General features: G+C 47.2%; 12 protein-coding genes. 5 read left to right on the top strand and 7 right to left on the bottom strand.

The window, feature by feature from the left end:
- Positions 1 to 5 precede the first annotated feature (5 nt).
- The 3 genes from T325_RS09525 to mazG are packed head-to-tail and all read right to left on the bottom strand — an operon-like array spanning position 6 to position 2,492.
- Positions 6 to 923: a ribonuclease Z gene (locus tag T325_RS09525; RefSeq protein WP_036912913.1), complete on the bottom strand. Its 918-nt coding sequence runs from the start codon at positions 921 to 923 to the stop codon at positions 6 to 8.
- Positions 923 to 1,618 carry a lipocalin family protein gene (locus T325_RS12445; RefSeq protein WP_081911136.1) on the bottom strand — a complete coding sequence of 232 codons (696 nt, stop codon included), beginning with the start codon at positions 1,616 to 1,618 and terminating at the stop codon, positions 923 to 925. Before T325_RS12445 ends, T325_RS09525 begins: the two co-directional genes overlap by 1 nt.
- Positions 1,619 to 1,631: 13 nt before the next feature.
- Positions 1,632 to 2,492, bottom strand: a complete 861-nt coding sequence (gene mazG, locus T325_RS09535; RefSeq protein WP_036912916.1) for a nucleoside triphosphate pyrophosphohydrolase — start codon at positions 2,490 to 2,492, stop codon at positions 1,632 to 1,634.
- 88 nt (positions 2,493 to 2,580) lie between these two features.
- On the opposite strand from mazG, the gene T325_RS09540 reads away from it, so the two are divergent.
- A complete protein-coding gene (locus T325_RS09540) occupies positions 2,581 to 5,286 on the top strand; it encodes a valine--tRNA ligase (protein ID WP_036912920.1) in 2,706 nt (901 codons plus the stop codon).
- A 280-nt stretch (positions 5,287 to 5,566) separates the two neighbouring features.
- Here T325_RS09540 and T325_RS09545 read toward each other — a convergent pair whose 3' ends face one another.
- From T325_RS09545 to T325_RS09555, 3 genes are read right to left on the bottom strand one after another with little or no spacing between them, the layout of a single operon-like run.
- Entirely contained in the window at positions 5,567 to 6,028 is a 462-nt protein-coding gene (locus T325_RS09545; RefSeq protein ID WP_036912923.1) for a DUF4293 domain-containing protein, read from the bottom strand.
- Positions 6,029 to 6,034: 6 nt separating this feature from the next.
- The gene (locus T325_RS09550; protein ID WP_036912925.1) at positions 6,035 to 6,367 is read right to left on the bottom strand and encodes a DNA-directed RNA polymerase subunit omega; all 333 of its coding nucleotides are present in this window, start codon (positions 6,365 to 6,367) and stop codon (positions 6,035 to 6,037) included.
- 3 nt (positions 6,368 to 6,370) lie between these two features.
- On the bottom strand, positions 6,371 to 7,198 hold the full coding sequence (locus T325_RS09555) for an outer membrane protein assembly factor BamD (RefSeq protein ID WP_036912928.1): 828 nt from the start codon (positions 7,196 to 7,198) through the stop codon (positions 6,371 to 6,373).
- A 108-nt stretch (positions 7,199 to 7,306) separates the two neighbouring features.
- On the opposite strand from T325_RS09555, the gene uvrB reads away from it, so the two are divergent.
- From uvrB to T325_RS09570, 4 genes are all read left to right on the top strand, one after another.
- Positions 7,307 to 9,343, top strand: a complete 2,037-nt coding sequence (gene uvrB / locus T325_RS09560) for an excinuclease ABC subunit UvrB (RefSeq protein WP_036912931.1) — start codon at positions 7,307 to 7,309, stop codon at positions 9,341 to 9,343.
- 100 nt (positions 9,344 to 9,443) lie between these two features.
- Positions 9,444 to 10,061 (top strand): DUF4468 domain-containing protein, encoded by a 618-nt coding sequence (locus T325_RS09565; RefSeq protein ID WP_036912935.1) that lies wholly within the window; start codon positions 9,444 to 9,446, stop codon positions 10,059 to 10,061.
- A 3-nt stretch (positions 10,062 to 10,064) separates the two neighbouring features.
- The gene (locus T325_RS12730; protein WP_156097674.1) at positions 10,065 to 10,229 is read left to right on the top strand and encodes a hypothetical protein; all 165 of its coding nucleotides are present in this window, start codon (positions 10,065 to 10,067) and stop codon (positions 10,227 to 10,229) included.
- A 3-nt stretch (positions 10,230 to 10,232) separates the two neighbouring features.
- Positions 10,233 to 12,596 (top strand): putative porin, encoded by a 2,364-nt coding sequence (locus T325_RS09570; protein ID WP_036912937.1) that lies wholly within the window; start codon positions 10,233 to 10,235, stop codon positions 12,594 to 12,596.
- Here T325_RS09570 and menA read toward each other — a convergent pair.
- Entirely contained in the window at positions 12,589 to 13,506 is a 918-nt protein-coding gene (gene menA / locus T325_RS09575) for a 1,4-dihydroxy-2-naphthoate octaprenyltransferase (protein WP_231622223.1), read from the bottom strand. The genes T325_RS09570 and menA overlap by 8 nt on opposite strands.
- Positions 13,507 to 13,557: the final 51 nt, after the last annotated feature.

Below are 13,557 nucleotides of genomic sequence, written 5' to 3' on the forward strand. Positions count from 1 at the left end.
AACGTTCAGACATTAAAAACAGCCATTTCATTCGTTAAAAAGGTGTTTTCAAACACACTTTTTGCTTCTTCAAGCAGCACTGTCTCATCCTCATATCGCGAACTGTAATGACCCAGCAACAGTTTATCCACCCCGGCGTCACGTGCCACCAAAGCGGCCTGGCGGGCTGTTGAGTGATGGTATTTCTCTGCATTCTGCATATTATCCTCACCATACGTACTCTCATGATAGAGTGTTGTCACCCCTCTCAGTTGTTCATGCAACTGGGGCATATAACGGGTGTCTGAGATATAAGCATAGCAACGGGCAGGATCAGCAGGTTTTACGAGTCTGGCATTAGGAATAACCTCACCATCTGCCGTTATCCAATCTGCGCCATTCTTAATATTACCAACCTGACTGGCAGGAATCTGGTAACAGTCCATCATGTCTCTACGAATATGGGGCAACGACTGTTTCTCCCTGATCAGATAGCCACAGGTAGGCACACGGTGCTCCAACGGGATGCTCTCCACCGTAATACTGCGATCCTCGTAGACCACTTGTCGTTGTGTAGTATCCACAGGATAGAACACGACTTCAAACCCCAAGTCATGGGTGAAGAACTTTATCTGACGTTTGAGCTCTGCCCCCAAAGCCTTCGGACCATGGACATGAAGTTTAGCCGTTCGCCCTAGAAGTCCAAAGGTTGATATCATACCTATCAGGCCGAAACAATGGTCGCCATGAAGATGAGTGATAAACACATGACTCAGTTTAGTAAAACGTACCCTACACTTGCGAAGTTGCATCTGGGTGCCTTCCGAGCAGTCGAGCATCAACACTTTCTCACGCACCTCAACAACCTGTGAAGAGGCATGGTGACGAAGGGTTGGAAGCGCACTGCCACATCCCAATATATGTACTTTAAACGGTTCTGCCATCAAATCTTATTAAACTCGTCTTGTGTATCTTCTAGCTGAAGACCACGCAGGTCAGTCTTTTTATTATCCTTATAACGGGTATATTCAAATGTCTCCTCCTCATCGCTCGCCTTGTCAATCGTCTTATACGACAAGGTGTCGGGTCCCAGCGTCAGAATCTCATACAGATTAAGCTCTTCCTGATCACCGCCCCCTTCACGTACGGAGAGTATCTCTAGCTTTCCGTTCACGATTTTCCATGTACGATAGAGGATATTAGTCATTTCGATACTTTCTGCGATTCCGCCCTCTTTAATGCGAATACCCACCTCGGCACTACCGTCAATCGGATCGGGCATCACCCAGTCGCCCAACAGCGTGTTCAGGTTTATCACCTCTGTAGCTTCCGTTTTCTTCGAATCAGTCATCACCGCCAGTCTGTCGCCCGCCTGCAGACCGCCAAGCACACGTTCATTCTCCTGGGCATTCACTAGCGACAGGTTCAGCGTATCACCATTGTCTGTTATCAGTTCCAAGGTATTCATAGCTGTTCCTGACCCACACAAGCCATAGATTGTGCGGTCAACAGGAAGTATGTTCTCAACAGAAGCCGAATCCTCTTCCATCATCGTCTGCTGCTGTGAGTTTCCGCTTCCACAATAACCCAGCATAAACACCACAGCTATTATCAATACAAGAAAGATTATTTTCTTCATATGGTTTTGGGGTTTAGTTGTTCTCTATTTCTATTCGCTTCGCTTCTTCCCAGAGAGCATCCATTTCTGACAGTGTCATATCCTTCAAAGGCTTACCGATCTTGATGCTATGCGCCTCAATATAGTTAAAGCGGTTTATAAACTTACGGTTGGTCATCTCCAACGCATTGTCAGGATTCAGTTTGTATAGACGGGCTGCGTTGATGACCGAAAAGAGGAAGTCGCCCAATTCTTTCGTTGAGTTCTCCTTATCATCCTTCCGCAGTTCCACTTCCAGTTCGTCAAGTTCCTCACGCACTTTCTTCCATACATCCTGTTTGTCTTCCCAGTCAAAACCCACATTGCGGGCCTTGTCCTGAATACGATAGGACTTAATCAGACTTGGCAGAGCATCGGGCACACCCGAGAGCACCGACTTATTACCATCTTTCTCCTTCAGTTTAATCTGTTCCCAATTCTCAAGCACCTGTGTCACAGTCGACACCTTAGGAGCATCCGCAGAAGAGTCGTCAGGCACATATGGCAGAGGCTTAGGGTCCTCGGCGTCAACCTGCGACGGGTGGTAAACATGCGGATGACGGGTAATCATCTTCCTTGTCAATGCGTTGCACACGTCAGCCATGTCAAACTGGCTTTTCTCTTCTGCAATCTTGGCATAGAAACAGATATGCAGTAACACATCCCCCAATTCCTTACAGATATCTGGGATATCATTCTTGATCAGAGCGTCGCAGAGTTCGTAAGTTTCTTCTATTGTATTGGGTCTCAGGCTCTCATTCGTCTGCTTCTTATCCCATGGACAATTTGCTCTCAACGCATCCAATACGTCAAGAAAACGGCCAAAAGCCTGCATTTTTTCCTCTTTTGTATGCATAAAACTCAAATTATTGGGGCAAAGATACGACTTTTCGATGGAATTTTACTAATTTTGCAGCGATTTTTGGAAATTATTAAACATATATATGGAATTAGCAAGTAAATACGACCCAAAAGAGGTCGAATCGAAGTGGTATCAATACTGGCTTGACCACAAGCTGTTTGCCAGTAAACCCGACGGACGCGAACCCTACACTATCGTGATTCCGCCCCCCAACGTAACAGGTGTGCTCCACATGGGCCACATGCTCAACAACACCATTCAGGATATTCTTGTACGCCGTGCCCGTATGGAGGGCAAAAATGCATGTTGGGTGCCAGGCACCGATCATGCCTCTATCGCTACCGAGGCCAAGGTGGTGAAGAAACTGGCTGGCGAGGGTATCAAGAAGCACGACCTCACTCGCGAGCAGTTCCTCGAGCATGCTTGGGATTGGACCCACGAGCATGGTGGCATCATTCTGAAGCAGCTCCGCCGACTAGGTGCCAGCTGCGACTGGGACCGCACTGCCTTCACTATGGACGAGAAGCGTTCTGAGAGTGTCATCAAAGTGTTCGTCGACCTCTACAACAAAGGCCTCATCTATCGTGGCCTGCGCATGGTAAACTGGGACCCCAAGGCTCTCACCGCTCTGTCTACCGAGGAAGTCATCTATAAAGAGGAGCAGAGCCATCTGTTCCACCTTAAATATTATGTAGACGGTTTGAAGGCCCTCGACAAAGAGGAAGCCCTGAAGGCCGAAGGCAACATCATCCACAAAGACGAGAAAGGTTACTACGCAGTCGTAGCCACCACACGTCCTGAGACCATCATGGGCGACACCGCTATGTGTATCAACCCCAAGGATCCGAAGAACCAGTGGCTGAAGGGCCGCAAGGTTATTGTTCCTCTGGTAAACCGTGTCATCCCCGTCATCGAAGACCGTTATGTAGACATCGAGTTCGGTACAGGTTGCTTGAAGGTAACACCTGCCCACGACACCAACGACTATATGTTGGGTAAGAGCCACAAGCTGGAGACCATCGATATCTTTAATGCCGATGGAACCATCTCAGACCAGAGCCCCATCTACGTGGGCATGGATCGCTTCGACTGTCGTAAGCAGATCAGCAAGGACCTTCAGGAAGCTGGCCTGATGGAGCGCATCGAAGACTATACTAATAAGGTGGGCTATTCAGAGCGCAATCCTGATACCGCCATCGAGCCACGTCTCTCTATGCAGTGGTTCCTTTCTATGCAGCACTTCGCCGACATCGCTCTGCCACCAGTAATGAACGATCAGTTGAAGTTCTATCCTGCCAAATACAAGAACACCTATAAGAACTGGCTCGAGAACATCCAAGATTGGTGTATCTCACGTCAGCTCTGGTGGGGGCACCGTATTCCCGCTTATTATTATAACGGTCAAGACGACTATGTAGTGGCCGAAACTCGTGAGGAGGCTCTGAAGCTGGCACAGCAGAAAGATCCGAAGGTGACCGATGCCGACCTGCGTCAGGACGAGGACGCCCTCGACACTTGGTTCTCTTCATGGCTTTGGCCAATCTCGCTCTTCGACGGTATAAACAATCCCGGCAACGAGGAGATTAAGTACTACTACCCAACCTCAGATCTCGTAACAGGTCCGGATATCATTTTCTTCTGGGTTGCCCGTATGATTATGGCTGGATATGAGTATATCGGTGATATGCCATTCAAGAACGTATACTTCACTGGTATCGTTCGTGACAAGCTCGGTCGTAAAATGTCAAAGTCACTGGGTAACTCGCCCGATCCTATCGAGCTTATCGAGAAGTTCGGTGCCGACGGTGTGCGTATGGGTATGATGCTCTCAGCCCCCGCAGGCAACGATATTCTCTTCGACGAGGCCCTCTGCGAACAGGGACGTAACTTCAACAATAAGATTTGGAACGCCTTCCGTTTGGTTAAGGGTTGGAAGGTGGCCGACATCGAGCAGCCCAAGGCTGGCAAGGTGGCAACCAGATGGTTTGAGGCCAAGCTCCGTCAGACCAACGACGAGGTGAACGACCTCTTCAAGAAGTACCGTATCTCAGAAGCCCTGATGGCTGTCTACAAGCTCTTCTGGGACGAGTTCTCAAGCTGGTACCTTGAGATGGTGAAGCCTGCTTATATCAATGGTGAACCACAGCCCATCGACAAGCAGACCTACGACAAGACTCTCGAGTTCTTCGAAATTCTGCTCAAAATGCTCCACCCGTTCATGCCATTCATCACCGAGGAGCTGTGGCAGCATCTCTACGATCGCAACGAAGGTGAGAGCATCATGCGAGTAAGCCTGAAGCTCGACGCGCCCACCAAGGCCGACGACGAGCTGACCGCCCAGATTGAGAATGTAAAGCAGATTGTTTCTGGTGTTCGTATGGTTCGTAACCAGAAGAACATTGCTCCTAAGGAGCAGCTCGACCTGCAGGTTGTTGGCAAGAACGATTATGAGGCTTTCAACGCCGTCATCATCAAGATGGCCAACCTGAACGCCATCAACGTGGTAGCCGAAAAGGACGCCACCGCCTCTGCCTTCATGGTAGGCACCGACGAGTTCGCTGTTCCTGTTGGTGATATGATTGATGTTGAGGCAGAGATTGCCAAGATGGAGGCTCAGCTCCAGCACCTCGAAGGTTTCCTAGCTGGTGTGAAGAAGAAACTCAGCAATGAGCGTTTCGTAGCCAACGCCCCAGAACAGGTAGTAGCTCTCGAACGCAAAAAGCAGAGCGACTCTGAAGAAAAGATTGCTGCCCTGAAAGAAAGCATCGCAGCACTCAGAAATAAATAAATCAATTAACTCCCCGCTAATTTGACGGGGAGTTAATTTTTTATTTTTCCCCACACTTCTTTTCATCCAACCTATCCTGCGCTGAATAAACATTTCCAGTTTTTGTTCCAATGTCTGGTACTCCGGGTACCACCTATGTATACTCCGAGTGCCAACGTTTGAACCTCGGAGTGCCAACGATCTGCACTATTGGTGCCAACGACCAGGACCAGTTAAAAAGACACCCCCACCCACAACTGATGTGGGCGGGGGTGTTGAATTGCTTGGATATTATATGATCCTATCTGATGCGATCCATTGAGCGGACGAGCTTCTCATCGGCCTTGATGGCGCGATGAGCCATCATGTAGAGGATCAAGGCAATGGCTGGAAGAACAGCGGGCCATGTTGGACGGAAAGACACCATACCCCACGACTTATCGCCAACAGTCTGACCAACCACGAAGTAGCAGACATACCATCCTGCGATGAGTAAGGCATTAAACAGGCAGAACACAGCCTGTATCTTGCGATTACGATAAAGGAAGATGGCATAGGTTCCCAATACGGCCGTTGGCAACAGGACAGCCAAGAGAGGCCACGTATCGAAATGATGCTTGCCAAATGAATCGGTGAACCACAGATTATATACACGAGCCACCTCAAGACCTGCGGCCTTGAAAGAGCCTATCTGCATACAAAGACAAATGACGGTCATCACGATGGCCGCCAAGAGATATAGGGTTTGCTTACGCTGAATCATAACGGTTTAGTTCTCCTGATTCTCACGGGCAGGATCACGCCAGTAAACCTTGTCCTCAACAAATTCCTGAGTAGCGAGGAGTGTTGGCTTTGGCAACTTCTCGTAGTAACGTGAGATCTCTATCTGCTCACGGTTCTCAAATACCTCCTCAAGAGAATCGCTATATGAAGCAAACTCTGCCAGCTTCTTAGACAGATCTTCCTTAATCTGTAAACTAATCTGGTTAGCGCGCTTTGAAATAATGGCTACGCTCTCATAGATATTGTCTGTATCGTCACAGAGATCCATGATGTTACGTGTAACGGTATTTACCGGTGCTTTTGACTTCTTGTAATCCATATTCTAATCTTTAATAACTTTCTTGCATTTAACGATATATTTCTCGGCTGTCTCTACATTCTTCGACTCAGGGAACTCATTGATGAATCCATAGCACTCATCCTCTGCATCGCGATAACGGTCCAAACGTTTCTCCTCTGAGCTATTCTCGGCCAATTGGAACTTACTCTTCATAATGAGTAGCATAAACTGCTCGCGCTCAGTGCAATAGGGATAATTCTTAAGGGCATTCTGAGCTGTAACGATGCAAGCAGTATAGTTGCTTTCCTCGTTGGAATTGATGTTACCGAAGTAACCACCGAGATTATAATAGAGTTCTGCAGAGAGCAATTCTTTCTGGATGAGTTTGTCGTGCAGTTCATATAACTTATCCTGAGCCTGCGGTCTGAGCTTCGAGTCGGGATACAGGTCGATAAACTGCTGATAAGCCGTGATAGCACCATTGGTGGGCGACTGGTCGAGACGTGGCTCTGGGGCACTCTGATAGAGTGACTGGCCAACATAGAAAGCAGCAGGCTCAGCATAGACCCCACGCGGATAGCTTGAACAGTATTTCTTAAACGTCTCCGAGGCTGCCTCGTAGTCAAAGTTGCAATACTGAGCCATAGCAAGCATATAGAGACACTCCTGAGCTTCGTCGCTACCCTTCTTGATGGTGACGAGTTCCTCCAACAGAGTGACAGCCTGCTGATACTTGCCGCGGGCGAAACACTCTTTGGCGAATTCGTACTTAACATCAGTGTCGCCATACTTATATACAGCATTGAATTCTGATGCGCAACCGCTCATCAGGAAAACGACACACGAGAGTATAATGATACCTTTCTTCATATCGGGGTGCAAAGTTACGACATTTCGGCAAAATAACAAAGTATTTTATAAAAATTATGAATTGCGCGCAGGTAATTTTGAAATATTTATGTATCTTTGCGCCCTGATATGGGTAAATTCATACTTTCATCTGACTATAAGCCAACAGGCGATCAGCCTGAGGCTATCCAACAACTGACTGAAGGATTGGAACGTGGAGACCGGGCACAGGTGCTGTTAGGTGTTACGGGGTCTGGTAAGACGTTTACGATGGCTAACGTCATTGCCAACCGCAACCGTCCTACACTGATTCTAAGTCACAACAAGACGCTTGCCGCCCAGCTTTACGAAGAGATGAAAGGCTTCTTCCCGGAAAACGCCGTCGAGTATTATGTCAGCTATTATGACTATTACCAACCAGAGGCTTATCTTCCTACGACAGACACCTATATCGAGAAAGATCTGGCCATCAACGACGAGATAGACCGTTTGCGCCTCTCGGCCGTATCAAACCTGCTTTCTGGAAGAAACGATGTCATCGTCGTATCATCTGTCTCATGTATCTATGGTATGGGAAGTCCAGTTGCCTTACAGGAGAACGTGATAGAACTTCACGTAGGGCAGAAGATAGACCGCAACGTGTTGTTAAGAAAATTAGTTCAGTCTCTCTATATCAGAAACGACCTTGACCTGCAACGAGGAAACTTCCGTGTGAAGGGCGACACGATAGATATTGCAATGGCCTACAGCGAGGTGGTTCTCCGCGTTACCTTCTGGGACGACGAGATTGACGCCCTCGAAGAGATGGATGCCGTGACCTTCGATCGTCTGGCCAGCTTCGAGGAATACAAACTATATCCCGCCAACCTGTTCATGACATCCAAGGAGCAGACAGACATTGCCATCCGCCAGATTCAGGACGATCTAGTGAAACAGGTGGCATTCTTTGAGGAGATGGGTGATGGCATCAAGGCGCAACGCATCAAAGAGCGTGTGGAGTATGATATGGAGATGATCAAGGAACTAGGGCATTGCTCTGGCATTGAAAACTACAGCCGTTATTTCGATGGGCGTCAGGCTGGTGAACGTCCTTATTGCCTACTCGATTTCTTCCCTAACGATTATCTGCTATTCATCGATGAGAGCCACGTATCTGTGCCTCAGATTAATGCCATGTATGGTGGCGACAGAAGTCGCAAGCAGAACTTGGTGGAATATGGTTTCCGCCTGCCCGCGGCTTTCGACAATCGTCCCTTGAAGTTTGAGGAGTTTCAGGCGGAAGTGAGTCAGGTAATCTACGTGAGCGCAACCCCTGCCGACTACGAGTTGGATGAGGCAGAAGGCATTGTGGTCGAGCAGGTTATCCGTCCTACAGGATTACTTGACCCCGAGATAGAAGTACGCCCCAGCGAACACCAGATAGACGATTTACTCGACGAGATTGTAACCCGTAGAAATAGAGGCGAACGCGTATTAGTTACGACCTTGACCAAACGCATGGCTGAGGAAATGAGCGAATTCTTATTGAATCATGGCGTCAACACCGCCTATATTCATAGCGACGTGGCTACATTGGATCGCGTGAAAATACTAAGCGACCTCCGCCAAGGAGTTTACGACGTACTTGTCGGTGTCAACCTTTTGCGTGAAGGACTCGACTTGCCAGAGGTATCGTTGGTGGCTATCCTTGATGCTGACAAGGAAGGTTTCCTGCGTAGCCATCGCAGTCTGACCCAGACTGCAGGACGGGCCGCCCGTAATGTGAATGGTAAAGTAATCATGTATGCTGATACCATAACAACATCAATGCAACTCACAATAGATGAGACCCGCCGCAGACGTGAGAAGCAGATGCATTATAACGAGGTGAACCACATCACTCCGAAACAGATTGTGAAGAACCTGACATTCAACGCCCTGCAGAAAGATGACCGTGCAGATGTAAAGGAATTGAAACGCGCTTCTAGTATGGCGGCTGATAGTGCAATTACTGGTATGATGGCAGCAGACCCGATTGTGGAGCGCATGACGCGCCAGCAATTGGAGAAGAGTATTGCCGAGACAACTCGTCTGATGAAAGAGGCCGCCAAGAACCTCGAGTTCCTGCAGGCCGCCCAATATCGCGATGAAATCATCCGTTTACAGAAAGAACTGGAGATGAAGTAAAAGGTTCAAAAGGTAAAAAAGTAAAAAAGTAAAGGCCTTTCCTTTATTATATCATTCTTTTTATGTATTTTTGCACCCATCTATTGTAAATTAAGTAAAGATGAAAAAGGTTTTGATAACCCTCATGATGCTGATGCCCATGCTGGCAACGGCTCAGGACAATACTTGGGAGAGAATAGAACAGGAACCTGTTGAAAAGGAAAATCCTGACGCTAAGTATTTGGTAAAGAACGCTGTACCAGAAGTTGACGGTGTTGTATGCTTCACAACTACCATTCAAGCTCCAGGAAAGAACGCCAACCAGATTTATCAGACTCTGCTCAAACAGATGGAGAAGATGACCAAGGAGCCCAATCAGATTGCCAACAGTATTGTAGCAGTTAAGAACGAAGAGAAGCATGAGCTTGGAGCTGCCTACCACGAGTGGCTGGTATTCAAGAACACCGCCTTGTCTATAGATCAGACCCAGTTTAACTTCCAGATTCTCGTTAATTGTAGCGACGGTCAGGCAGACGTAAAGATAACCCGTATCTCTTACGACTATGATACAGACCGTAAACCAATTCACTACAAGGCCGAGGAATGGATTACCGACCAATATGCAGTGAACAAGAAGCACACAAAGCTCTACCCTATCTCTGGTAAGTTCCGTCGTAAGACTATCGATCGCAAAGATTTCATTTTTAAGAAGTTTGAAACACTCCTGAACGAAAAATAATCAATGAACAAGGATAAGATTCGTAACCTGCTCAACATCATCTTCATGATTGGAGCAATTGTTGGTGTGATATACTATCTCACCAAAGACAGGACTATTGGCACCTATATCATTCTCATCTCAATGTGTTTCAAAATAGCCGAGTCCTCACTACGCATGATCAAGTAATATATGAGGAAAACATTATCTACGCTACTATTGCTGATGCTGGTATTGACAGAGGTCAGTGCGCAAAATACTCGTACTTATAATCAGATAGACGAGAACGGCACCATCACCCAGCGCAGCGAGAATAACAATTTCAACAAGCACAACAACGACACGACCAAGCAGCACAAGGAGATTCCTAAGGGATTCTATGTGTGGAACATCGATCGTCGACTTGGCGACATTATCCCCGCTGAGCCAGACACCCTGCCACACTTATTTCCTAACACCACGCTGAATACAGGTTTCTATGGCGACTACAACACCATAGGCAATAACTATTCTGCCCGCGAGAGTCGTATCTTCGTTGACAGACCCGAGTTTAACAATTTCTTCTTCACCCAGCCCTATAGCTTCGTGGCTAAGGAGCCTGAAGCCTTCCTGTTCTTCAACACATTGTCGCCATACACTAGTGTGCTTTACGACAATTGTGGAAACAAACAGAATGGTGAAGACCATATCGATGCAAAATTCTCTGTCAATGCAAACAAACGTCTGAATTTTGGTTTCGATCTCGACTATGCCTATGCACGCGGCTATTACAGCAATCAGAGCGTTTCCCACTTCAATGGTACGTTATTTTCCTCTTATAGAGGTGATCGTTACCAGATGCATTTCTTCTTCAATGCCGCCCATCAAAAAACGGCAGAGAATGGCGGTATCGCCAATGACGAATATGTCACCCATCCTGAGTCGTTCCAAGACAACTATGCAGAAAACGAAATTCCTACCGTGCTCTCATCCAACTGGAACCGTAATAACCATCAGCACCTCTATCTGAGTCATCGCTACAACGTTGGCTTCTATCGCATGGTAAAGATGACTGACGAGGAAATCAAGGCTCGTAAATTTGCTGAGGAGTCGAGAAAACAGCATGAAGAAGATGAACTAAACAAACAAGACGGCAACAGCACGCCCCCTAGTCGTGATAGTAAGCGAAAGGAAATCAAAGCGCCTACTGGTCGCCCCGACGGTGCCATCGTCATGGGCAAGGAACCCCAGAAAGACTCACTCAATATGGCCACCACCGATAGTACCCGCATTCAGGTAAATGGTCAGGCTGCGATTGACAGTCTGAATCGTTTGCAAGCCATTCAAGACTCCATCAATGCCACGATGAAGCGTGAATACGTGCCTGTAACTAGCTTTATCCACACCTTTGAGTTGAACAAACACGATCATATATACCAGTCGTATTACACTCCAGAGGACTACTATCTGAGGCGTTACTACGACCAAGGCACAAAGTATGGCAACGATACCATATACGACCAGACAAAATTCACGCAAATCAAGAATACCTTTGGCATTGCTCTGCTTGAAGGCTTCAACAAATACGTAAAGGCAGGACTGAAAGGTTTTATCAGCTACGACATGTGCACTTACCAGATGCCAGACCTTGTAGAGGGAACCAAGATATCTAGGATAAGAAAATGGACGGAAAACGATCTCAGCGTGGGTGGTGTATTCAGCAAAACCCAAGGCAAGATTCTACATTTCAGCGCTGAAGCAGAAGCTTGGGTTGGAGGTCCTAATAGCGGTGACTTGAAACTCGACTTTAATGCCGACCTCAACTTCCCTTTATTTGGAGATTCCGTTCAACTGGCAGCTAAAGCTTATATGCATAAAGTGGGGCCAGCTTTCTTTGTGTCGAAATATCATTCCAAACACTTCTGGTGGGATTTAGAGGATGATATGAAACGGGAGACGCGCACCCGCATTGAGGGAATTTTCTCTTATTCCAAGACTAGCACCCAGATCCGTGTGGCAATGGACAACATCAAGAACTATACCTATTTTGGTATGAGCTACGATGCAACCACCAGCGGACGCACACACATGACAGCCAGCACCTATCAGGAATCAAGCAACATCAACGTCTTGATAGCTCAGTTGCACCAGAACTTCCGCTTGGGACCTCTGAATTGGGAAAACGTGATTACCTATCAGAACAGCAGTAAGTCAGAGGTGCTTCCTCTGCCCACTTGGAACTTCTTCTCTAACCTCTACTTAAAATTCCGCATAGCTAAGGTATTGGGTGTTGAGTTAGGAACTGACGTAACATATTTCACCAAGTATAACGCCCCCGATTTCTGTCCAGGACTCAATCAGTTTGCCATTCAGCAGAACGAAGACAGTCGCGTGGAAATGGGTGGTTATCCATTCATGGATGTCTATGCCAACATGTCATTGAAAGGCGTACGTTTCTTTCTTGTAATGACCAACGTACTTAATGGAGCTGGTAACCACATGAAATTCCTCACGCCCCACTATCCCGTGAATGGTTCAGTACTCCACTTTGGCGTATCTTGGCCGTTCTTCAACTAAGCAACAAACCTGCGCTCACACAGAGCCCATAGATGAAGATATTACGCGCTGTTTCTCCTAAACAGAGATTCAGCGCTTTTCCTTGATAGATGCGCTTGATCTTCAAAAACGTGAAGATGTGAAGCATGAAATAGATGAATGGCAGGATAAAAGCCAGCAGATGGCCATTCAACAAAAATGTACCTCCTAGTATCAATGCGCCAACACCTACAGCCAAATAGAGCTGAAGACCAGCCTGAGCTCCGAGTTTAACAATGATGGTGTTCTTGCCAGCCAGGGAATCGTTGTCCCTATCGCGGAAGTTGTTCACTATCAGCAAAGCATCGATTACAAGTCCACATGCCAATGAAGCCAGGAATACCTGCCACGTAATGGTGTGAAGTTGCACATAATAGCTGCAGCAAACGGGCACGATGCCAAAGAACAAAAGCACCAGCAGGTCGCCCAAACCCTGATATGAGAAGAAAGTGGTATAAAGGAAGGCAAACACCACACAGAGCGCCCCCACCAGAATCATCTCCATTCCACCAAACCAAGCCAGAGGCAGACCTATCATACAACCTGTACAAGTGGTCAGGGCTATGGCTTTTTTCATAGAATCGAGTCTCACCCATCCCTGAGCACAAGCTCTGCGAGGTCCCAGGCGCGTCTCAACATCGTCAGTACCGTTTACGAAATCGAAGAAATCATTGATAAAATTTGCATCAATCTGCATGGAAAATGAGAATAACAGGCAAAGCAAAGCAGCCACCCAGTTGAATGCCTCACCATCATACAGCTTGGCATCAACCCAAGCTAAAGCCACCCCTATCATTACAGGAACAGCGGCACCCGTAAGGGTTTTCGGACGTGCTGCCAAAAGCCACGCCTTAACAGAATCTGTCTTAATAATTCTTTCTTCAGACATCATTTTTTCTATTTTTATTTGCAAAAGTACATAGTTTTTCGTAAATTTGCAAAC

Source organism: Prevotella sp. FD3004, assembly GCF_000746155.1.
Lineage (GTDB): Bacteria > Bacteroidota > Bacteroidia > Bacteroidales > Bacteroidaceae > Prevotella.

Bases quoted from the DNA above. Each gene is read 5' to 3' on its own strand.
- T325_RS09525 (WP_036912913.1), bottom strand. From the start codon at position 923: ATGGCAGAACCGTTTAAAGTACATATATTGGGATGTGGCAGTGCGCTT.
- T325_RS12445 (WP_081911136.1), bottom strand. From the start codon at position 1,618: ATGAAGAAAATAATCTTTCTTGTATTGATAATAGCTGTGGTGTTTATG.
- mazG (WP_036912916.1), bottom strand. From the start codon at position 2,492: ATGCATACAAAAGAGGAAAAAATGCAGGCTTTTGGCCGTTTTCTTGAC.
- T325_RS09540 (WP_036912920.1), top strand. From the start codon at position 2,581: ATGGAATTAGCAAGTAAATACGACCCAAAAGAGGTCGAATCGAAGTGG.
- T325_RS09545 (WP_036912923.1), bottom strand. From the start codon at position 6,028: ATGATTCAGCGTAAGCAAACCCTATATCTCTTGGCGGCCATCGTGATG.
- T325_RS09550 (WP_036912925.1), bottom strand. From the start codon at position 6,367: ATGGATTACAAGAAGTCAAAAGCACCGGTAAATACCGTTACACGTAAC.
- T325_RS09555 (WP_036912928.1), bottom strand. From the start codon at position 7,198: ATGAAGAAAGGTATCATTATACTCTCGTGTGTCGTTTTCCTGATGAGC.
- uvrB (WP_036912931.1), top strand. From the start codon at position 7,307: ATGGGTAAATTCATACTTTCATCTGACTATAAGCCAACAGGCGATCAG.
- T325_RS09565 (WP_036912935.1), top strand. From the start codon at position 9,444: ATGAAAAAGGTTTTGATAACCCTCATGATGCTGATGCCCATGCTGGCA.
- T325_RS12730 (WP_156097674.1), top strand. From the start codon at position 10,065: ATGAACAAGGATAAGATTCGTAACCTGCTCAACATCATCTTCATGATT.
- T325_RS09570 (WP_036912937.1), top strand. From the start codon at position 10,233: ATGAGGAAAACATTATCTACGCTACTATTGCTGATGCTGGTATTGACA.
- menA (WP_231622223.1), bottom strand. From the start codon at position 13,506: ATGATGTCTGAAGAAAGAATTATTAAGACAGATTCTGTTAAGGCGTGG.